The following is a 21,543-nucleotide window of genomic DNA, read 5'->3' as shown; positions in this document are numbered from 1 at the left end:
CCGTCATCCATTTCACGCTTGGGAGCATCCACAATGAACATGAAAAAGGCTTTGTTGACCACATTGGTATCCGCTGGCCTGCTCGCCAGCGCAGGCGCAAGTCAGGCCGCCGGCTGGTGTGAATCAGGCAAACCGGTGAAGTTCGCCGGCCTGAACTGGGAAAGCGCGATGCTGCTGACCGACATTCTGCAGGTCGTATTGGACAAGGGTTACGGCTGCGCCGTCGACGCCCTGCCCGGCAACTCCATCGCCATGGAAAACGCCCTGAGCACCAATGACATCCAGATTTTCGCTGAAGAGTGGGTTGGCCGCAGTGAAGTCTGGAACAAAGCCGCCGCAGCCGGAAAAGTGGTCGGTGTCGGTGCCCCAATTGTCGGTGCTGTCGAAGGCTGGTACGTACCGCGCTACGTGATCGAAGGCGATGCCAAGCGCAAGCTGGAAGCCAAGGCACCGAACCTGAAATCCATCAGCGATCTGGCCCAGTATTCTGCGGTGTTCAAGGATCAGGAGGAGCCCGGAAAAGGCCGTTTCTACAACTGTCCGGCTGGCTGGACCTGCGAGCTGGAAAACAGCGAAATGCTCAAGAGCTACGGCCTGGAAAGCAAATACACCAACTTCCGTCCGGGCACCGGCCCGGCGCTGGATGCGGCTATTCTCTCCAGCTACAAGCGTGGCGAGCCGATCCTGACCTATTACTGGTCTCCGACGCCGTTGATGGGCCAGGTGGATCTGGTTCGACTGGAAGAAAAGGCCGGGGTCAACAAGACGATCGATATCAAGGTCGGCGTGTCCAAAGTGTTCCACGACCAGGCACCTGAGCTGGTCGCTGTGCTGGAAAAGGTCAATCTGCCGATTGACCTGCTCAACCAGAACCTGGGGCGCATGGCCAAGGAACGCATCGAATCGCCAAAACTGGCGAAGATTTTCCTGAAAGAGCACCCGGAAGTCTGGCACAAGTGGGTCAGTGAAGACGCCGCGAAGAAGGTGGACGCCTCGCTGTAAACGCCGGGGCAGCCTGCCTGACGAGCCGTCTGCCCCGATCGTTGACCCGACACACCTCATTTGAGAGCCGCTTATGTTTCCTGAAAGCTTCACTTTCTCGATTGCCAATTGGGTCAACGACGGAGTCGACTCGCTGGTGACTCAGTACGGCGATGTGTTCCGGCACATTTCCGAGACCCTGCTGTGGGCCATCGTCAACCTGGAAGGCCTGCTACGCATGGCGCCGTGGTGGCTTATGCTGATCATCGTCGGCGCTATCACCTGGCACGCGACGCGCAAGATCGTTACCAGCCTGGTGATGGTCGGCCTGCTGTTTCTGGTCGGCGCGGTCGGCTTGTGGGACAAGCTGATGCAGACCTTGGCACTGATGCTGGTCGCCACGGTCATTGCGGTGCTGATCGGCATTCCGCTGGGCATTCTCTCGGCGCGCAGTAATCGCCTGCGCTCGGTGTTGATGCCACTGCTGGACATCATGCAGACCATGCCCAGCTTCGTTTACCTGATCCCGGTGCTGATGCTGTTCGGTCTGGGTAAAGTCCCGGCGATTTTTGCCACCGTGATCTATGCCGCGCCGCCCCTGATTCGTCTGACCGACCTGGGCATTCGTCAGGTTGACGGCGAAGTGATGGAAGCCATCAATGCATTCGGCGCCAATCGCTGGCAGCAACTGTTCGGCGTGCAACTGCCGCTGGCCATGCCGAGCATCATGGCCGGGATCAACCAGACCACCATGATGGCGCTGTCGATGGTGGTCATTGCGTCGATGATCGGCGCGCGCGGGCTCGGCGAAGACGTACTGGTGGGCATTCAGACCCTCAACGTCGGACGCGGACTGGAAGCGGGTCTGGCCATTGTCATTCTGGCGGTCGTCATTGATCGCATCACGCAGGCCTATGGCCGTCCACGGCATGAGGCGCACAAATGAGCAGCGTGGAACCGAACAAAATCGTCGTCAAAAACGTGTTCAAGATCTTCGGCAACCGCTCGAAGGAAGCGCTGGAACTGATCAGACAAAACCAGAGCAAGGATCAAGTGCTGGCCCAGACTGGCTGTGTGGTCGGGGTCAACGACCTGTCGCTGTCGATCGGCAGTGGCGAAATCTTTGTCATCATGGGCCTGTCCGGCTCAGGAAAATCGACGCTGGTGCGCCATTTCAACCGGCTGATCGATCCTACCAGTGGCGAGATTCTGGTCGATGGCGAAGACATTCTGCGCTACGACATGGAGGCCCTGCGCCAATTCCGCCGGCACAAGATCAGCATGGTGTTTCAGAGCTTCGGCCTGCTGCCGCACAAGACCGTACTGGCCAACGTTGCCTACGGCCTTAAAGTGCGCGGCGAAAGCAAGACGCTGTGTCAGGAGCGCGCTCAACACTGGGTCACCACGGTGGGTCTGCAAGGCTACGAGAACAAATACCCGCACCAGCTTTCCGGTGGCATGCGCCAGCGTGTCGGCCTGGCACGAGCGCTGGCAGCGGATACCGACATCATCCTGATGGACGAGGCATTCAGCGCGCTTGATCCGCTGATTCGCGCCGAGATGCAAGACCAGTTGCTGGAACTGCAAGCCAGCCTGCACAAGACCATCGTGTTCATCACCCACGATCTGGACGAAGCCGTGCGCATCGGCAATCGCATCGCGATTCTCAAGGACGGGCGATTGATTCAGGTCGGTACGCCGAAGGAAATTCTTCATTCGCCCGCCGACGATTACGTAGACCGTTTCGTTCAGCGCCGCGTAGCCACCCTTTAAGGACCGTTGCAGATGTCGCGAGCAGCACAGATCGTCATCGGTGAAGCGCCATTGGGCTGGCAGGATGTCGTGGCCGTGGCCCGGCATGGCGCGCAATTGCGCCTGTCTGACGCCGCCTGGGCGCGGATCGATAACGCGCAGGCCATCGTGCAGCAGATCGTCGTCAGCGGCGAGCGCGCCTATGGCGTGAACACCGGGCTCGGCGCGCTGTGCAACGTCTCGCTGGAAGGCGAACAGCTCAGTCGTCTGTCGCGCAATACCCTGCTCAGCCACGCCTGCGGCGTGGGTGCGCCGCTGACCGATGAACAGACCCGCGCGATCATTTGCGCCGCGATTCTCAACTACAGCCAGGGCAAGTCCGGCATTCATCGACAAGTGGTCGAAGCATTGCTGGCCCTGCTTAACCGGGGCATTACCCCGCAAGTGCCGTCGCAGGGCTCGGTGGGTTATCTGACTCACATGGCGCACGTCGGCATTGCCTTGCTGGGCGTTGGTCAGGTCAGTTATCGCGGGCACATCGTCACGGCGGAGCAGGCGTTGCATGAAGAACAGCTGAGGCCGGTCATACTCGGTGCCAAGGACGGCCTGTGCCTGGTCAACGGCACGCCATGCATGACTGGCCTGAGCTGTCTGGCGATCGCCGATGCCGAGCGCCTGAGCCAGTGGGCCGACGTGACAGGTGCAATGACCTTCGAAGCCCTGCGCGGCCAACTCGACGCGTTTGATGAGAGCATTCTCGCCCTCAAGCCGCATCCGGGCATGCAACAGGTGGGCAGAAACCTGCGCAGCCTGTTGGCAGGCAGTGAAGTGCTGGCCAGCAGCCAGGGTATTCGCACGCAGGATGCGCTGAGCATTCGCTCGATTCCACAAGTACACGGTGCAACACGCGACCAGTTGGCCCACGCTATTCGCCAGATCGAGACCGAGCTGAACTCAGTCACCGATAACCCGATGCTGCTTGGCACGCCCCAAGCCTGGCGCGTGGTGTCTCAGGCCAATCCGCATGGCCAGTCAGTGGCGATGGCGGCCGATTTGCTGTGCATGGCAATCGCTGAATTGGGCTCCATCGCCGAACGGCGGCTGGATCGTCTGATCAACCCGATGGTCAGTGGCCTGCCGGCGTTTCTGGTCAGCCAGCCGGGCGTCAACTCGGGAATGATGATCGTCCAGTACGTTGCCGCTTCGTTGTGCGCAGAAAACCGTCAGTTGGCGCAACCGGCAGTGGTCGACAACTACGTCACCTCCGGCCTGCAGGAAGACCACCTGAGCCTGGGCACCAGCGCAGCGCTCAAGCTGCACAAGGTGCTGGGCAATGCCACACAGATTCTGGCCATCGAGTATCTGCTGGCGGCCCAGGCGTTCGAATTTCTCAAGGCGCAGCGCTTCGGTGTCGGTACGGAGATGGCTTGGCGGCTGCTGCGCGAGCAGGTTCCGGCCTACGACGAAGACCGCTGGCTGGCCCCTGATATCGCCAGCAGCGTGGCGCTGCTCAAAGACCAGACATCGCTGGAAAGGATTTTCCAGCACCGCCGCGATCACGCGAAAACCCCATAAAAACGGCGAACGGCCAGAAGCCGTCGCTGATATCAATCAAGGAGTAGCTGCATCGTGACCACTTTATCTGCCAAGACGCTGAACCTGATCCCCGGCCAGTTGACCCTGGCACAATTGCGCGCCATCCATCAGCAGCCGGTCAGGCTGACACTGGACAGCAGCGCGAATCAGCAGATCGACGACAGCGTCGCCTGCGTCGAGCGCATTCTCGCCGAGAATCGCACCGCTTACGGCATCAACACCGGTTTCGGTTTGCTGGCCTCGACCCGTATTGCCAGCGAAGACCTGGAAAACCTGCAACGTTCACTGGTGCTGTCACATGCAGCCGGTGTCGGCCAGCCGATCAGCGATGATCTGGTGCGCCTGATCATGGTGCTCAAGGTCAACAGCCTGAGCCGCGGCTTCTCGGGTATTCGTCGCGTGGTGATCGATGCGTTGATCGCGCTGATCAATGCCGAGGTCTATCCACATATCCCGCTCAAGGGTTCGGTCGGTGCCTCCGGCGACCTGGCGCCGCTGGCGCACATGTCGCTGGTGCTGCTGGGCGAAGGCAAGGCGCGTCACAAAGGCGAGTGGCTGAATGCCGTCGATGCGCTGGCTGTCGCGGGGCTGCAACCGCTGACCCTGGCGGCCAAGGAAGGGCTGGCGCTGCTCAACGGTACCCAAGTCTCCACGGCCTATGCGCTGCGCGGCCTGTTCGAAGGCGAAGACCTGTTCGCCGCCGCGCTGACCTGCGGCTCGCTGACAGTCGAAGCGGTGCTTGGCTCACGTTCGCCGTTCGATGCACGGATTCATGCGGCACGCGGTCAGCGCGGGCAGATCGATGCGGCAGCCTGCTACCGCGACCTGCTGGGCGAAAGCAGTGGTGTGTCGGAATCGCACCGCAATTGCGACAAGGTTCAGGACCCCTACTCGCTGCGCTGCCAGCCGCAAGTCATGGGCGCGTGCCTGACCCAGTTGCGTCAGGCAGCCGAAGTGCTGGAAGTCGAATCCAACGCGGTTTCCGACAACCCGCTGGTGTTCGCCGCCGAGAACGACGTCATATCCGGGGGCAACTTTCACGCCGAGCCGGTCGCCATGGCGGCAGATAATCTCGCACTGGCTATCGCCGAGATCGGCTCGCTGAGCGAACGCCGCATTTCGCTGATGATGGACAAGCACATGTCGCAGCTGCCGCCGTTCCTGGTGGCCAACGGCGGCGTCAATTCCGGCTTCATGATCGCCCAGGTCACGGCCGCCGCGCTGGCCAGTGAAAACAAGGCATTGGCCCATCCACACAGCGTCGACAGCCTGCCGACGTCCGCCAATCAGGAAGACCATGTGTCGATGGCCCCGGCTGCCGGCAAGCGGTTATGGGAAATGGCAGAAAACGTTCGCGGGATTCTTGCCGTAGAATGGTTGGCTGCCTGCCAGGGTCTGGACTTGCGTGAGGGGCTGAAAACCTCTGCGAAGCTGGAGCAAGCCCGTAGCCTGTTGCGCAGCAAGGTCCCGTTCTATGAAAAGGACCGTTTTTTTGCACCGGACATCGAAGCTGCCAGTCAGCTGTTGTCCTCCACTTGCCTGAACCCGCTGGTTCCTGCACGTCTGCTACCGAGTCTGTGATGCACCGCGAGCCTGGCAGGGCTCGCTTTGGTCATCGCTGCGGGAGGCCGGATGCAGGCGTTCTCGCGGCTTTTGCCATACCAGTAATGAAATGGACCTGAAATGACGTCACAAGATGGTTTGAAACGCGGGTTATCCGCCCGCCACATCCGCTTCATGGCCCTGGGCTCTGCCATCGGCACAGGGTTGTTCTACGGCTCGGCCTCGGCGATTCAACAGGCCGGTCCCGCCGTACTGCTGGCGTACCTGATCGGCGGCGCGGCGGTGTACATGGTGATGCGCGCACTCGGCGAGATGGCCGTTCACGACCCGGTGTCCGGTTCGTTCAGCCATTACGCGACGCGCTACATGGGCCCGCTGGCCGGTTTTGTACTGGGCTGGACCTACGCGTTCGAGATGATCATCGTCTGCCTGGCTGACGTGACCGCATTCGGCATCTACATGGGCTTCTGGTTTCCGGAAGTGCCGCGCTGGATCTGGGTGCTGGGCATCGTGTTCCTGATCGGCGCACTCAACCTGTGCAACGTGAAAGTCTTCGGTGAAACCGAGTTCTGGCTGTCGATCCTCAAGGTGAGTGCCATCGTGGCCATGATCGTTGCCGGTTTTGGCATCATGATCTTCGGCATCGGCACCTCGACCAGTGGCACCGAAATAGGCATCAGTAATCTGTGGGCACACGGCGGCTTCATGCCCAACGGCGTGACCGGTCTGATTGCCTCGTTTGCGGTGGTGATGTTTGCTTTTGGCGGCATCGAGATCATCGGTATCACTGCCGGTGAGGCAAAGGACCCGCAGCGCAGCCTGCCGCAGGCGATCAATGCGGTGCCATTGCGCATTCTGCTGTTCTACGTGCTGACGCTGTTCGTACTGATGTGCATCTACCCGTGGCCGCAGATCGGCACCCAAGGCAGCCCGTTCGTGCAGATCTTCGACAACCTGGGCATCGCCTCGGCGGCGACCATTCTCAACATCGTGGTGATCTCGGCGGCGGTGTCGGCGATCAACAGCGACATCTTCGGCGCAGGCCGGATGATGTACGGCCTGGCGCGTGAAGGTCAGGCTCCGGCAAGTTTCGCGCGCCTGTCACGTCACGGAGTGCCGTGGATGACCGTGCTGGTGATGGGCATCGCGCTGCTGGGCGGCGTGCTGCTCAATTACCTGATCCCGAAAGACGTGTTCCTGCTGATCGCTTCGCTGGCAACGTTCGCCACCGTCTGGGTCTGGCTGATGATCCTGATGACCCAGGTGGCGATGCGCCGCTCGATGAGCCGCGAAGAAGCCGCACAGCTGAAATTCGCAGTGCCGCTCTGGCCTTACGGGCCTGCCGCGGCCATCGTTTTCATGCTGTTCATCTTCGGCATACTGGGTTACTTCCCGGACAACCGTGCAGCCTTGATCGTCGGCGCAATCTGGATCGGTCTGCTGCTCATTGCTTATGGCTGGGTCAAGCCCAAGGCGCTCAACACCACTCATTGATCAACGAGGCCCGGAATGAAAATGCTCTGGAAGAACTGTCACATCGCAAGCATGGCGCACGGCAAATACTCGATCATCGAGGATGCCGCCATCGTGACCTCCGGAGCGCTCATCGAGTGGATCGGGCCTCTGGCTGAACTGACTGAGTCGGAACATGACAACTGCATCGATCTGGGCGGGGCATGGGTCACGCCCGGCCTGATCGACTGCCACACACATACCGTCTTCGGCGGTAACCGCAGCGGCGAGTTCGAGCAGCGCCTGCAAGGTGTGAGCTACGCCGATATCGCCGCTGCGGGCGGCGGCATCGCCAGCACGGTAAGAGCGACCCGCGCTGCCAGTGAAGATGAGCTGTACGCCAGTGCCGAGCGTCGCCTGCGGCATCTGCTGAAAGACGGCGTTACCACGGTGGAAATGAAGTCGGGTTACGGGCTGGACCTGGAGAACGAGCGCAAGATCCTGCGTGTGATCCGGCGTCTGGGTAACACCCAGCCCGTCACCGTGCGCGCCACCTGCCTGGCCGCTCATGCGCTTCCACCGGAATACGCCGACCGCGCCGACGACTACATTCAGCACATCTGCAACGAGATGCTTCCGGCGCTGTCGGCCGAAGGGCTGGTGGATGCGGTGGATGCGTTCTGTGAGTACCTGGCGTTCTCACCTGCACAGGTCGAGCAGGTGTTCATCACCGCCGGGCAGTTGGCGCTGCCGGTGAAACTGCACGCCGAGCAGCTTTCTTCACTGGGCGGATCGAGTCTGGCAGCGCGTTACAAGGCGCTGTCAGCGGATCACCTGGAGTTCATGAGCGAAGACGATGCTATCGCCATGGCCGCTGCCGGAACCGTTGCGGTACTGCTGCCGGGAGCGTTTTACTTCCTGCGTGAAACACAACTGCCGCCGATGGATGCGCTACGCAAGCACGGCGTGCCGATTGCCATTGCTACTGACCTGAACCCTGGCACTTCGCCCGGCCTGTCATTGCGCCTGATGCTCAACATGGCCTGCACGCTGTTTCGCATGACGCCTGAAGAAGCACTGGCGGGGGTGACGTTCAATGCCGCCAAGGCGTTGGGCATGAGCGCGACCCATGGCTCGCTGGAGGTCGGCAAGGTGGCGGATTTTGTGGCCTGGAACATCGAACGACCGGCTGATCTGGCGTACTGGCTGGGCGGCGATCTGGACAAACGCATCGTGCGCCATGGCGTCGAATCATCGATCTGAAGGAGTGTGCCCTGTGGATAACGTTCTGACATTCAAGCGTGGCCGCGTGCCGCTGCTGATCAGCATGCCGCATGCCGGCCTGCAACTGACACCGGTGGTTGAAGCGGCTTTGGTGGACGAAGCGCTGAGCCTGCCGGACACCGACTGGCACATCCCGCGCCTGTATGACTTTGCCGCCGAACTGGGCGCCAGCACCCTGGCCGCCGAGTATTCGCGTTTTGTCATCGACCTCAATCGCCCCTCCGACGACAAGCCGATGTACGTCGGCGCGACCACTGGCCTGTTCCCGTCGATCCTGTTCGATGGCGTGCCACTGTTCAAGGACGGTCAGACGCCAAGTGCCGAGGAACGAGCGCGGTATCTGGAGCAGATCTGGACGCCCTACCACCAGACACTGGAGCAGGAACTGCAGCGAATGCGCGATGAATTCGGCTATGCGCTGCTGTTCGACGCCCACTCGATTCGCGGACATATTCCGCACCTGTTCGATGGCCGTCTACCCGACTTCAACCTGGGCACCTTCAATGGTGCGAGCTGTGATCCGGAGCTGGCCAGCAGGATGGAGCAGGTCTGCGCGGCGGCCAAGGATTACAGCCATGTGCTGAACGGACGCTTCAAGGGCGGCCACATCACCCGCCACTATGGCGACCCGGCCAACAACATCCATGCTGTGCAACTGGAACTGGCGCAAAGCACTTACATGGACGAATTCGTGCCCTTTCACTACCGCCCGGACCTCGCCGAACCGACACGCGCCGTGCTCAAGCCACTGCTGGAAACCTTCATTGCATGGGGGCGAGAGCGGTTTGGCTGACTGCACGTTTGCGCAAAACCGCGTGGGTATGCCGCTCTGGACGCTCCGCGTTCGCTCTTCAACGATGCCGTTTGATCACTTCTTGAGCAATCGCAAGCCGTTGAACACTACCAGCAGGCTCACGCCCATGTCGGCGAACACGGCCATCCACATGGTCGCCAGGCCGGCAAAGGTGATGCCGATGAACAGCACCTTGGTGACGATTGCCAGAACGATATTCTGTTTGAGCACCGCTGAAGTCCGACGCGACAGGCGAATGAACGTCGGTATTTTGCGCAGATCATCGTCCATCAGGGCGACATCTGCCGTCTCAATTGCTGTATCCGTACCCGCGGCCGCCATCGCAAAACCAATTTCGGACCTTGCCAGTGCCGGTGCATCGTTGATGCCATCACCGACCATGCCCACGCGATGGTTACGAGCGTAGAGCGCCTCGATGGCACCCAGCTTGTCGGCAGGCAACAGATTGCCCTGAGCTTCATCAATCCCGACCTGATCGGCAATCGCCTTGGCCGTGTGTGGGTTGTCGCCGGTCAGCATGACCGTCTTGATGCCCAGCTCGTGCAACTGAGCAATGGCTTCACGGCTGGTTTCCTTAACGGTATCGGCCACCGCAAACAGCGCAATCGGCCCTGACGCATCCAGCAACAGCACCACGGTCTTGCCCTGTGTTTCCAGCGCATCGAGCCTGGCTTCCAGTTCTGGCGAGCACAACCCCAGCTCTTCGACCAGACGATGGTTGCCCAAGTGGTACATCTGACCGTTGACTTCGCCCTTCACCCCGCGCCCGCCCAAGGCTTCGAATGCAGTGACCTCATGGCGCGTCAGGCTGCCGTCGGCGGCCTTGGCAATCGCTTGGGAAACCGGGTGATCGGAACGCCCCGCAAGGCTCGCGGCGATGGCAGGCGCGCTGTCGGCAACGGCAGGGTTCAGCGGTACATAGTCGGTCTGCACCGGCTTGCCGTGTGTGAGCGTGCCGGTCTTGTCGAGGGCCAGGTAGTCGAGCTTCTCGCCCATCTCCAGATAGACGCCGCCCTTGATCAGAATACCCTTGCGTGCTGCGGCGGCCAGACCGCTGACAATGGTCACCGGCGTAGAGATCACCAGAGCACACGGGCACGCCACCACCAGCAATACCAGTGCCCGGTAGATCCAGTCGAACCATTCGCCGCCGAAGAACAACGGCGCAATCAAAGCCAGTGCCAAGGCGACGACGAACACCACCGGCGTGTAAATGCGCGAGAAGCTGTCGACAAAGCGCTGGGTCGGCGCTCGCGATCCCTGCGCCGCTTCTACCGCATGAATAATCCGCGCCAGCGTCGAATTGTTGGCCGCTGCGGTAACACGATACTCAAGCGATCCCGCCTGATTGATGGTACCTGCGAAGACCTTATCGCCGACCGTCTTCTCGACCGGCAGGCTTTCACCGGTGATCGACGCCTGATCGATTGTCGAATTACCAGACACCACCTCGCCATCAAGACCGACACGCTCGCCTGGCTTGATTCGGACAATAGCTTCCAGTTCGACGTTTTTGGCTTCAATTTCCTGCCAGCTGCCGTCTGCCTGTTTAACGGTGGCGAGCTCCGGCGTCAGCTGCATTAATCCGCTGATTGCATGGCGGGCCCGATCCAGCGACTTGGCTTCGATCAATTCGGCGATGGTGAACAGGAACATCACCATCGCCGCTTCCGGCCACTGACCGATCAGAATCGCGCCAGTCACCGCAATGCTCATCAGGGCATTGATGTTCAGGTTGAAGTTCTTGAGTGCGATCCAGCCCTTCTTGTAAGTCGTCAGTCCGCAACTGAAGATCGACACCAGCGCTAGCAGCGCGACGACCCAGGTCGGACCAAGCGAAGCAAAATGGACCAGCTCCGCCGCCAATGCCGCAACGCCGGACAACGCCAATGGCCACCAGTGTTTTTTCACGACCGGAGCGGGTTCAGCAGACGCCGCGCCTTCTTCGACCGGCTCAGCCTGCATACCCAGCGAGCTGATGGCCTCGCGAATCGGGTCAGTGGACGGCAGATCATGCCAGACACCCAGCATGCGATTGATCAGGTTGAACTCCAGCTTTTGCACACCCGCCAGCTTGCCCAGTTTGTTCTGGATCAACGTCTGCTCGGTAGGGCAATCCATGGCTTCGATACGAAAACTGCTCAGGCGACCGCCAGCTGCCGGAGCCTCATCGAACGTAACCACCGCAGGCTGTGCGTTGCTGGAGCAGCACGAGTGCGCAGGCTCTACGGGCTTGTGCTCGTGCGCGTGCTCCCCGTGAGCATGGTCATGATCGTGGTCATGTGCGGGGGGATTCTTGATTGTCGTGCCCATTCGTTGCGCTCCAGGATTCTGCTTGTTGCCAAGTGAACACCCTGTAGCTACTATAGGGTCAAGCACTCAAAAGAGATGAGTCAAAATGAAGATCGGCGAACTGGCAAAACTGACCGACACCCAGGTCGAGACCATCCGTTATTACGAGCGCGAAGGCCTGCTGCCCGCCCCCGCCCGTACTGATGGCAACTACCGGCTGTACACCCGGGCGCACATGGAACGCCTGTCGTTCATCCGCAATTGCCGCAGCCTGGACATGACCCTCGAAGAAATCCGCAACCTGCTGAACCTGCGCGACAGCCCGCAGGACCAATGCGAAAACGTCAACGCGCTGATCGACGAACACATCGAACATGTCAACGCCCGCGTTGCGACCCTGCAAGCGCTCCAGGAACAACTGCTCGACCTGCGCCGCCGCTGCAGCGATGGCACAACAGAACATTGCGCAATACTGGAGAGACTGGAAGTGACGGGAGCTGTGGCGGCGCCAGAGGGCGAGCCTTCACATGTGGGGAGGAGTCATGGGCATTGAGACGGGTTTGACACCTCTCGTTCCTCATGCGGGAACGAGAAGGTCATAGCGGGCAGCCTTTTTAAACCGCCATCGGCGCCGTCATCGCCGGGTGATGCTGATAGCCTTCCAGTGAGAAGTCCGAAGGCTCGATCAGCTCCAGCCATTCAGGCTGGTACACGCCAGTCTTGGCAAACTCGGGCACGCGGTCGGAGATCACCAGTTTCGGCATCGGGTACAGCTCGCGGGTCATCTGCTCGTTGAGCATGTCCATGGCAAACTCGGGCACGCGGTCGGAGATCACCAGTTTCGGCATCGGGTACAGCTCGCGGGTCATCTGCTCGTTGAGCATGTCCAGATGGTTCTCGTACACATGGGCATCGCCGATGAAATAGGTGAACCAGCGCGGCGTGTAGCCGGTCAGGCGGCCGATGAGGCTCAGCAGCGCGGCACCTTCGGTCAGGTTGAACGGCGTGCCGAGGCACTTCCTGCCCCCAATTTTATGCACATTACGCTCTGTTACGACGCCTTCCAAGCGATTTGCTATATGTGCGTCATAGCTTTTGCACAGTCTGCTATCAAGCTTTTACTGCAAGAAAATCAGGCGGATAGAGATCAATTTGTTGCCCTATATGTACCCCTCCATCGACCCAAAGATGAGCTTTGTCTCAGCTGCCTGCACACCCGACTCTAGTAGCAAAATGATAGCCTTGGGAATGTCATTCAAGGAGGAAACCATGCGACTCGATCAGATGCCTTACCACTCCGCGTCCACCCTGGCGGTACTACCGTTCCGGCAATTCCATATCAGCTGATCATGGAACCTGCGCGCTCTGAAACTATTTCCCGATTCCCACCTCGCGTGGAGGCGATACTTTTTTGATAACGGCAACGGACATGCCAGAGCAGCAGTGTTCACAACCTACGCAGAGGCCATGACTGCTGCAGATGACTTCAACCAAGGCATTCATGACCGGATCAGACAGGCTCTGGACGACCCGCAGCTCCAAACTCCCACCATCCTGAAAGTCGAAAAAACCCTGACATCTGGGCGTCGAATTCGAGACGAAGAAGAGCTGATGGAGCGTGAGGCCGTCAAGCGAAATGCCAATTTGCCCCGTCCGGCCAGTCATAGTCTTGAATTGGCTAAGGGCATCGAACGCCTACGTGAGCCTCTATCAGAGCTGCTTGAGGTTGCCCCGTATGTTCAGCTCGCAGCTTTTCCAGAATTCAAAGCCTGCCTGCACTGTACCGGCGACATGAAGTGGGAATACCTTGGCGCTCTAAACACAAAGCTGTCGCAGGCCTGTTTTCGCAAGTCGATTGCCAGGGGCTACGGTTATTCGGGGTTCGATCATTGGGGAAAAACCAAAGCACTGATTCGCGAACAATTGCTTCCTCGGGCAAACAAGCTGCTTCAACTGGCCAGCGTCAGACAACTACTGGCCGAGACGAGGAGCCAAGGACAAAGCGTGCTTGTGATTGGAGGCTTCGTCTTCTGGTATGAAGAGGATGGCGTGCCTCAATGGGTTGTGAAGAGTACGGGTAGCGAATCCAGCGGCGAAGGCACCACCCTTTGGAATGAAGGCACAATTCTGTCAAAGAATCATGGTCGCATCGTGGTGCTTCCCTACCTCAAGGAAAACGGCGAGCAAGTCCAGGGTCATACAAAGAACTCAGCACACGACGGAAAAGCGCTGCCACGCCACCCTGACCAATACGTCACCCTTCCTTTCGAGATCCTGGATGGCGATCTCATGATCGGTTTATTTGGTGAGCTGCACTACGAGTAATGCGCTGAGCAAGCACCAAGGCACTCGCAGAGCACGCTTGAAGCGCCCGCAAAAAAATACCACCAAAGCGACTGCACCCAGGAGGAAGCAGATTCGGTAAACCGCCAAGTTGATTTGATAGAGCGATGCACCGGCAAACGTATTTCTGTGAACAAGCTCATTAAGCAGGCAACTTTGCAGAAAGCAGAGCAGGTTTTGGAACAGGGGAAAAATGAATGAGCCGCAAATCCCCTCCACCCGCCGTCGCTGGCAAACCCATTTTGGTTACCTTTGGGGTCAACCAGACCGACAAGGTCAATAAAGCGGCCAACATGCTGAACAAATCTCCACGCCAATTCATGCTCGACTCGACAATGGAGGCCTGTGAATCAACCCGCAAAGTACCTGAGTCTTAATGGCTATCGGGTTAGCAGTGCTCGGCGGTGACTGAGGTACCCAGCGTCTTAAGTCGTCGAGCCACTGCACGATTTTAAGGATCCCCCGGTTCAGCTTGTCCATCCATAGCCCTCGCCGCAGACACCCAATGACCATCGGCATCGCTAAATTCTGTAAAATGGGAAAGTGCGGTTCTGACACGGCCAGTCGTGACGTGAGAATGGAGCCATCAGGTAGTTAAGGATTGCTGGCATGTCACGTTTCAAGGCGCCGCCGCCTCAGGCGATACCGGTCGAGTTCGACCATCACGAAGATTTCAATATTGCTCACCCCACCACAGGCCTCGAATCCTGGGGATTGGTGAAGGTTACTAGCCAGTTGCTACAACAGCCTGGCGGGGATATCTACCTCAGGGCGGGCAAGCACATCGGGCCCCACAAAGGCTTCGGTGTACGCCACATCTGGCAAGAGCGTGGGCATGACCTGGTAAAGTGGGGCTACCCAACGGTCTACGACGTACCGCGTTTTGTGTCCGACATCATCGTGCATGGCACAAACATCGTTTGTGAGTTTGACTCGATGAAGGGGAACGAGCGACTGATCGTGCTCCGGGGTCGCAAAGGGTGTGCAGTATTAGCAGCTTGGCCTATCGGCGATGACCAGCTCTATTACAGCGTGGTGACGGCTTATCGCAACCGTACGCCGAACGGGAAAGCTGTCGGGATGATTGAGGGTTTTCAAATCCCAGAAACGCCAAAGGCGCCAGATTTGGCGCCCTTGACTGAAGAAGATATGCGGGATGGTAGTCGCAGCGCTTGCTTAGCTAACCCCTAGGGGTTGGGTCACATGCCAACAGACCGAAGCCTGATGCCGCTACCACACGGATGGCGTCTCCGTGCAATCCACACTCCAGATCCAATTTCGCCTGATGATCTCGGAGCCCTGCTCTTATTTCCCGCACACCCACTATAGCGTCACGACCTGCGTTACACAAGGTGAAATCCCATGATGGGAAGTGAGGATTGGTTATTTCAGATGAAGCATAAGCCACCAAAACAGTGACAAAAACCACCCCAGTTGACGCTCGAATTGCCTGGCGAGTCCCAGCGCTGATTGAGCTCGGGCTTGCTTCTCCAGCAGTTTGAGTCCGTTATGCTTACGTCGCAACGGATGAGCGTGACCAGGCGCCTTAAACCAATGCAGGCATCAGCAGGTCATTCCCGATCTGCTATGGATATCTGCTATGGAAAGGCCACCGGTTGGAATCACTTCGATTTTTTGATCAGATAGCTACTGACCGAGGCGCACAGGCCAACAACGAGCTCAGCATCCTCGAAAGAAGGTTCACGCACTTCCTGGATGTGCCGCCCGAACTCCGACGCATACGCCCAGGTTTTGATGACCGCCTGATCCAACGGCGCCGGGATCAGCGTCCTGCAATCATTCATAATTTTCCCGAGTGTCGCTTGTTGATCCCCGGTGACCTGCCGAGCGACGCACTCCAGCGAGGCCATGGCGTGCTGAATGGCTCCCGTAGGGTCTGGAGACGGTCGGCGATCGCCTTGTGCAATTCTTTGCTGGCCGTGACGTGCCCGTGTTGATGCTCTGTGTCTTTTGCCGAGGTCAAAGCCTGCTCAAAGGATTCAGAACCACGGATTTCGATTCGACCATCAAGCAGCTTCCACCCTATACCGTGCTCGATGAAGAACTCGTTCAAATCAGTAGTGAAGTGCTCGTACACGCCAGAATCATAGTTACGGTTGCCGAGGTAGTCATCGAGCCGCTCAATGACGTCATATACCTTGAACCACTTGCACTGCTCAAGCCGCTCAACGTTTTCCTCATGGATATTGGGTCTCTCAGTCCAGTTCTACTTATCGGGCAAAACTTTCAAGGTCTGACAGATGATTTGGCGAAGGTCTGAGGGCTTAAGACCACATTCGTAGCTCAATTGAATCAGGTACTCCCGCAGTGCTTGTGGTGCGTCTTCCCGGACGGTGATTTCGGCTTCATCGACCTGCGAGAAACCGTGACGCCTTGAAAATAAGTCCTTCATCCTTACCCTCTGCCTCAACTAGCCCGCCGGCAAATCGCCATAGCGAGCTAGCTCGATAATGCTTCGTAGCGATGCAGCCTGCAGTAAACGGTGGGATCCTTCAGGCACACCAAAAAGCCACTGGCGAGTAGTGGCAGCAGAAGTAAAAAAGCCATTTATCAGGATTCTGCTTGTGAAGTGACCAGTTTTTTAGCCTTATCACGGGAGGACCGAACCAAGCCTTCAATTTCTTTGGCGTCCATGGACATGCGACCGCCCCTCACCACGAGAGAGTCGATGCTCTTGATTGCCTGCATGAAGGCTTCGTCTTCAGCCTTCTTTGTATCACTACGATATCCAATCCGATTGAAAAACATAGTCGATTCCATTGAACAGGATCAGGGGCGGGGATGCGTCAAAACTATAGCACACACGTTCAATTCGCTTTCTTACGGCCTTTCAGACCTTGGCTGTTAAGCGTTTCAAGACGTGAGCAATCTGATTGTGAACCTTGAAGGAAGGCGCACTCCGCAATGTGCCCAAGCAGGCACAGCACGCCCCGAGTGGCCTTCCAAGCTGTTCAAGCGCTCAAACCGCCATCGGCGCCGTCATCGCCGGGTGGTGCTGATAGCCTTCCAGTGAGAAGTCCGAAGGTTCGATGAGCTCCAGCCATTCAGGCTGGTACACACCGGTCTTGGCGAACTCCGGCACGCGCTCGGAGATGACCAGTTTGGGCATCGGGTACGGCTCGCGGGTCATCTGCTCGTTGAGCATGTCCAGATGGTTCTCGTACACATGGGCATCGCCGATGAAATAGGTGAACCAGCGCGGCGTGTAGCCGGTCAGGCGGCCGATCAGGCTCAGCAGCGCGGCGCCTTCGGTCAAATTGAACGGCGTGCCCAAGCCCAGATCGTTGGAACGGATGTACAGCGTCAGCGAGATCTCGCGGGTCTGCGGGTTAGGGTGCAGCTGATACAGCAGGTGACACGGCGGCAGGGCCATTTCATCGAGCTGGGCGCAATTCCAGCCATGGAACAGGATGCGGCGGCTGCCTGGGTCATTGATGATGGTATCGACGCACTGGCGGATCTGGTCGATGGCCTTGTACAGCACCACGAATGATTGGCCGTCCTCTTCGGATTCGGCGATCTGACGATAACCCTGGCCAAGCGCCAGTTCGATGGCTGCAACATTGCCAGCGTCGATGCGCTTGTAGGCTGGCCATTTGCGCCATTGCACGCCGTAGATCTCGCCCAGATCGTCCTCGCCCTTACGGAACGGGTTGTTCAGCCACTGGGCATTTTCGTTGGCATTCTGATCCCAGACCTTGCAGCCCAGTTCGCGGAATTCGGCGGCGTTGTTTACGCCACGTAGAAAACCAACCATCTCGCCGATAGCAGATTTGAACGCCATACGCCGCGTGGTGATCGCCGGGAAACCTTCCTGCAGGTCGTAACGCAGCATCGCCCCCGGAAAGCTGATGGTGTTCACGCCGGTACGATTAGCCTGCAAGGTGCCGTGCTTAATCACATGCGCGACCAGTTCCAGATATTGCTTCATAAATCACCTGCATTGTTGAACGCGCCGGGTATGGTGGCCCGGCGTTTCGGTGTTAAGGCGCAGCCTTGCTGGCAGCCGGGTCGCGCTTGTAGGCCAGCCAGATCAGAAACAGACCAGCGATGATCATCGGCAGGCTGAGGACCTGACCCATGGTGACCCAGCCCCATGCCAGATAACCCAACTGGGCATCAGGAACGCGGACGAACTCGACCAAAAAGCGGAAGATGCCGTAGAACAGCGCGAACATGCCGGAAACAGCCATGGTCGGGCGCGGCTTGCGAGCGTACAGATTGAGGATGATGAACAGGGCGACGCCTTCCAGGGCGAATTGATACAGCTGCGACGGGTGACGCGCCAGTTGCGCAGGATCGCTGAATGGCGGGAAGACCATGGCCCACGGCACGTCGGTCGGCTTACCCCACAGCTCGGCATTGATAAAGTTGCCGATGCGTCCGGCACCCAGGCCGATGGGCACCAGCGGGGCGACGAAGTCCATCAACTGGAAAAAGCTTTTGCCATTACGCTTACCGAACCACCAGGCCGCGATCATGACGCCTACAAAGCCGCCGTGGAACGCCATTCCACCCTTCCAGACTTCGAAAATCAGCAGTGGATTGGCGATGTAGGCTGACAGGTCATAGAACAATACATAGCCCAGCCGCCCGCCAACGATTACGCCCATGGCCAGCCAGAAAATCAGATCCGATAGTTTTTCCTTGGTCCAGGTCGGGTCGAACGAGTTTAGACGACGTGACGCCAGCAGCCAGGCGCCGCCAATGCCGACCAGGTACATCAAACCGTACCAGTGAATTTGCAGCGGGCCGATAGCGACGGCTACCGGGTCAATCTGCGGATAAGGCAGCATTGCGAATCCTCAATTGGAACGCCCTTGCGAGCGACTGAATCAGGCGCGCATGTTACCGGAGCCCGGCCAGATGCTCTAGCGGCGACAGAAGGAAGCTACCTGAACGAAGTGAAAAAGACGCACCTGATAATCTCGACTATCGTGCGACGCTCCGCGTCGGCATGCAGTTCTGGACGCTCTGCGTCCGGTCTTGAGTGTGCGGTGCGACGCAGATTTTTGTGACGCGTAGCGTCACGCAAGGCATTCCTACGCTGGAGCGTGAGGAACGAGAGGTTTTCAGCAGCACGGTTATTTCTCCCACGCTACGCGTGGTAGCACCGTTCCGGACGCTCTGCGTCCCACCTTACAGGCGCAGGCTAGTGCCCTTTGACGGAACTCGGGTTGATCATTCGCGACAGGCCGAGGTTTTTCAGTGCCAGTTGCAGGGAGCTGCTGATGACTTGCGGGTTGTCGTTGGTCATCAGTTGCGCCAGCAGTTCCTTGGCCTTGCTGAGGTTGATCTGGCGCAACATCCACTTCACTTTCGGCAGGTTGGTGGCGTTCATCGACAGGCTGTCAAAGCCCATCGCCATCAACAGCACCGCCGCAGCCGGGTCGCCCGCCATTTCGCCGCAGATGCTGACCGGCTTGCCCTCGGCGTGGGCATCGCGTACGACGCTTTGCAGCGCCTGAAGCACCGCCGGGTGCAGGTAATCGTAGAGATCGGCCACACGCGGGTTGTTACGGTCGACCGCCAGCAGGTATTGGGTCAGGTCGTTCGACCCCACCGAAAGGAAGTCTACCTGACGAGCCAGGTCGCGAGTCTGATAGACCGCAGCCGGCACTTCGATCATTACGCCCACCGGCGGCATCGGCACGTCGGTGCCTTCGTCGCGCACTTCGCCCCACGCACGGTGGATCAGGTGCAGCGCCTCTTCCACTTCGTGGGTGCTGGAGATCATCGGCAACAGGATGCGCAGGTTGTTCAAGCCCTCACTGGCCTTGAGCATCGCGCGGGTCTGGACCAGGAAGATTTCCGGGTGGTCGAGGGTGACGCGAATACCGCGCCAGCCGAGAAAAGGGTTGTCTTCCTTGATCGGGAAGTAGGACAGCGACTTGTCGCCGCCGATGTCCAGGCTGCGCATGGTCACCGGCAGCGGATGGAAGGCAGCCAGCTGCTCACGGTAGATCGCCAGTTGTTCCTTTTCACTCGGAAAACGCTGGTTGATCATGAATGGCACTTCGGTGCGGTACAGGCCAACACCTTCAGCGCCACGCTGCTGTGCGCGAGCCACATCGGCCAGCAGGCCGGTGTTGACCCACAACGGCATGCGATGCCCGTCGAGGGTAACGCATGGCAGTTCGCGGAGTGCGTCCAGGCCTTGGGAGAGCTGACGCTCCTCTTCCACCACCTTGCCGAACTGCTTGCGCATGATTTCGCTGGGGTTGGTGAAGACTTCGCCGTGATAGCCATCCACAACCAGGCTGATGCCATCGACTTTGGAGTACGGGAAGTCCACCAGCCCCATGACCGTCGGAATGCCCATGGCACGGGCCAGAATCGCGACGTGGGAGTTGCCGGAGCCCTGAACCGATACAAGGCCGACCAGCTTGCCTTCAGGCACCTCGCCCAACATGGCCGGGGTCAATTCTTCGCTGACCAGAATCGTGTTGTCAGGGTAAACCAGCGCCTGCTGCCGCGCTTCCTGCAGGTAAGCCAGTAGACGGCGACCCAGGTCCTTGACGTCCGACGCCCGCTCGCGCAGGTAGGCGTCGTCCATCAGCTCGAAGCGTTTTACGTGTTCGCTGACCACCGAGCGCAAAGCGCCTTGCGCCCACTGACCGGTCTTGATGACGTCGGTCACCTCGCTGCCCAGCGAGGCGTCGTCGAGCATCATCAGGTAGACATCGAACAGCGCACGCTCTTCAGGACGCAACTGGGTGGCGAGCTTGGCTGACAAGGTGCGCATGTCACCGCGCACGCCTTCCAGCGCGTTCTGGAACAGCGCCAGCTCGGCAGCGATGTCAGTGACGGTCTTGTCGGGGACCACTTCCAGATCAGCAGGCGGCAGCATGACCACGGCAACACCGACCGCTGCGCCCGGAGAACCGGCCACACCCACGAATTTGGCTTCCTGAATGCCCTTGCCCTGACGACCCAGACCACGGATCGAGCCAGTGGCTTCGGCGTGAGCAATAACGCCCGCCAGTTGCGCACTCATGGTGACAAGGAAGGCTTCTTCGCCCTCGTCGAACTGACGGCGTTCCTTTTGCTGGATGACCAGTACGCCGACCACACGACGGTGGTGGATGATCGGCGCGCCCAGAAACGACGCGTAGCGTTCTTCGCCCGTCTCGGCGAAGTAGCGATAACGAGGGTGATCCGCGGCGTTTTCGAGGTTCAGCGGTTCTTCGCGCGTGCCCACCAGGCCGACGAGGCCTTCGTTCGGAGCCATGCTGACTTTGCCAATGGAACGCTTGTTGAGGCCTTCGGAGGCCATCAGTACAAAACGATTCACTTCGGCATCAAGCAGGTAGACCGAGCAGACCTGGCTGCCCATGGCCTCCTTTACGCGCAACACAATAATGCCCAACGCCGCCTTGAGATCCTTGGCGGAGTTAACTTCCTGGACGATCTTGCGCAGCGTATTGAGCATGGCTCGGGGTCGA

The 21,543-nt window shown here is 59.1% G+C and carries 19 protein-coding genes and 1 pseudogene; 12 read left to right on the top strand and 8 right to left on the bottom strand.

Annotated elements, in window-relative coordinates:
* Positions 1 to 33 precede the first annotated feature (33 nt).
* The 8 genes from N018_RS01310 to hutG all read left to right on the top strand — a co-directional run bounded on the left by N018_RS01310 (position 34) and on the right by hutG (position 9,421).
* A complete protein-coding gene (locus N018_RS01310; protein WP_025388657.1) occupies positions 34 to 1,002 on the top strand; it encodes an ABC transporter substrate-binding protein in 969 nt (322 codons plus the stop codon).
* Positions 1,003 to 1,075: 73 nt separating this feature from the next.
* On the top strand, positions 1,076 to 1,927 hold the full coding sequence (locus N018_RS01305; protein WP_024647382.1) for an ABC transporter permease: 852 nt from the start codon (positions 1,076 to 1,078) through the stop codon (positions 1,925 to 1,927).
* Positions 1,924 to 2,754 carry a quaternary amine ABC transporter ATP-binding protein gene (locus N018_RS01300; RefSeq protein ID WP_025388656.1) on the top strand — a complete coding sequence of 277 codons (831 nt, stop codon included), beginning with the start codon at positions 1,924 to 1,926 and terminating at the stop codon, positions 2,752 to 2,754. The genes N018_RS01305 and N018_RS01300 overlap by 4 nt, the downstream gene beginning before the upstream one ends.
* Positions 2,755 to 2,766: 12 nt before the next feature.
* On the top strand, positions 2,767 to 4,308 hold the full coding sequence (locus N018_RS01295) for an HAL/PAL/TAL family ammonia-lyase (RefSeq protein WP_025388655.1): 1,542 nt from the start codon (positions 2,767 to 2,769) through the stop codon (positions 4,306 to 4,308).
* A 54-nt stretch (positions 4,309 to 4,362) separates the two neighbouring features.
* Positions 4,363 to 5,910 carry a histidine ammonia-lyase gene (gene hutH / locus N018_RS01290; protein ID WP_025388654.1) on the top strand — a complete coding sequence of 516 codons (1,548 nt, stop codon included), beginning with the start codon at positions 4,363 to 4,365 and terminating at the stop codon, positions 5,908 to 5,910.
* Between the two features lie 102 nt (positions 5,911 to 6,012).
* A complete protein-coding gene (locus N018_RS01285; RefSeq protein ID WP_024647384.1) occupies positions 6,013 to 7,386 on the top strand; it encodes an amino acid permease in 1,374 nt (457 codons plus the stop codon).
* Between the two features lie 15 nt (positions 7,387 to 7,401).
* On the top strand, positions 7,402 to 8,607 hold the full coding sequence (gene hutI, locus N018_RS01280) for an imidazolonepropionase (protein WP_025388653.1): 1,206 nt from the start codon (positions 7,402 to 7,404) through the stop codon (positions 8,605 to 8,607).
* Positions 8,608 to 8,620: 13 nt separating this feature from the next.
* Positions 8,621 to 9,421: an N-formylglutamate deformylase gene (gene hutG / locus N018_RS01275; RefSeq protein WP_025388652.1), complete on the top strand. Its 801-nt coding sequence runs from the start codon at positions 8,621 to 8,623 to the stop codon at positions 9,419 to 9,421.
* 75 nt (positions 9,422 to 9,496) lie between these two features.
* On the opposite strand, the gene N018_RS01270 is transcribed toward hutG, so the two are convergent.
* Entirely contained in the window at positions 9,497 to 11,755 is a 2,259-nt protein-coding gene (locus tag N018_RS01270) for a heavy metal translocating P-type ATPase (protein WP_025388651.1), read from the bottom strand.
* An 85-nt stretch (positions 11,756 to 11,840) separates the two neighbouring features.
* On the opposite strand from N018_RS01270, the gene cadR reads away from it, so the two are divergent.
* Positions 11,841 to 12,287 carry a Cd(II)/Pb(II)-responsive transcriptional regulator gene (gene cadR / locus N018_RS01265; RefSeq protein ID WP_025388650.1) on the top strand — a complete coding sequence of 149 codons (447 nt, stop codon included), beginning with the start codon at positions 11,841 to 11,843 and terminating at the stop codon, positions 12,285 to 12,287.
* A gap of 61 nt (positions 12,288 to 12,348) precedes the next feature.
* Here the strand turns inward: cadR and N018_RS01260 are convergent.
* Positions 12,349 to 12,747, bottom strand: a pseudogene (locus tag N018_RS01260) (thymidylate synthase); the annotation flags it as partial.
* A gap of 454 nt (positions 12,748 to 13,201) precedes the next feature.
* On the opposite strand from N018_RS01260, the gene N018_RS01255 reads away from it, so the two are divergent.
* The 3 genes from N018_RS01255 (at position 13,202) to N018_RS01245 (ending at position 15,268) form a co-directional block, all read left to right on the top strand.
* Positions 13,202 to 14,059 carry a hypothetical protein gene (locus tag N018_RS01255; RefSeq protein ID WP_229631243.1) on the top strand — a complete coding sequence of 286 codons (858 nt, stop codon included), beginning with the start codon at positions 13,202 to 13,204 and terminating at the stop codon, positions 14,057 to 14,059.
* A 215-nt stretch (positions 14,060 to 14,274) separates the two neighbouring features.
* Positions 14,275 to 14,454: a hypothetical protein gene (locus N018_RS01250; protein WP_024647666.1), complete on the top strand. Its 180-nt coding sequence runs from the start codon at positions 14,275 to 14,277 to the stop codon at positions 14,452 to 14,454.
* Between the two features lie 232 nt (positions 14,455 to 14,686).
* A complete protein-coding gene (locus N018_RS01245; RefSeq protein ID WP_024647667.1) occupies positions 14,687 to 15,268 on the top strand; it encodes a hypothetical protein in 582 nt (193 codons plus the stop codon).
* A 431-nt stretch (positions 15,269 to 15,699) separates the two neighbouring features.
* On the opposite strand, the gene N018_RS27880 is transcribed toward N018_RS01245, so the two are convergent.
* From N018_RS27880 to ptsP, 6 genes are all read right to left on the bottom strand, one after another.
* The gene (locus N018_RS27880; protein ID WP_025388648.1) at positions 15,700 to 15,948 is read right to left on the bottom strand and encodes a hypothetical protein; all 249 of its coding nucleotides are present in this window, start codon (positions 15,946 to 15,948) and stop codon (positions 15,700 to 15,702) included.
* On the bottom strand, positions 15,879 to 16,283 hold the full coding sequence (locus N018_RS27875) for an AbiJ-NTD4 domain-containing protein (protein WP_324294028.1): 405 nt from the start codon (positions 16,281 to 16,283) through the stop codon (positions 15,879 to 15,881). The genes N018_RS27880 and N018_RS27875 overlap by 70 nt, the downstream gene beginning before the upstream one ends.
* A gap of 365 nt (positions 16,284 to 16,648) precedes the next feature.
* On the bottom strand, positions 16,649 to 16,846 hold the full coding sequence (locus N018_RS01235) for a hypothetical protein (RefSeq protein WP_024647670.1): 198 nt from the start codon (positions 16,844 to 16,846) through the stop codon (positions 16,649 to 16,651).
* 211 nt (positions 16,847 to 17,057) lie between these two features.
* The gene (locus tag N018_RS01230; RefSeq protein WP_010434504.1) at positions 17,058 to 18,029 is read right to left on the bottom strand and encodes a thymidylate synthase; all 972 of its coding nucleotides are present in this window, start codon (positions 18,027 to 18,029) and stop codon (positions 17,058 to 17,060) included.
* 52 nt (positions 18,030 to 18,081) lie between these two features.
* The gene (gene lgt / locus N018_RS01225; protein WP_025388646.1) at positions 18,082 to 18,894 is read right to left on the bottom strand and encodes a prolipoprotein diacylglyceryl transferase; all 813 of its coding nucleotides are present in this window, start codon (positions 18,892 to 18,894) and stop codon (positions 18,082 to 18,084) included.
* Positions 18,895 to 19,250: 356 nt separating this feature from the next.
* Entirely contained in the window at positions 19,251 to 21,530 is a 2,280-nt protein-coding gene (gene ptsP, locus N018_RS01220; protein WP_024647673.1) for a phosphoenolpyruvate--protein phosphotransferase, read from the bottom strand.
* Positions 21,531 to 21,543 lie beyond the last annotated feature (13 nt).

This window comes from Pseudomonas syringae CC1557 (assembly GCF_000452705.1).
GTDB classification, from domain to species: Bacteria; Pseudomonadota; Gammaproteobacteria; order Pseudomonadales; family Pseudomonadaceae; genus Aquipseudomonas; species Aquipseudomonas syringae_F.
The sequence above is the reverse complement of the archived record's forward strand: the minus strand, read 5'-3'. Positions and strand labels throughout refer to the sequence as shown.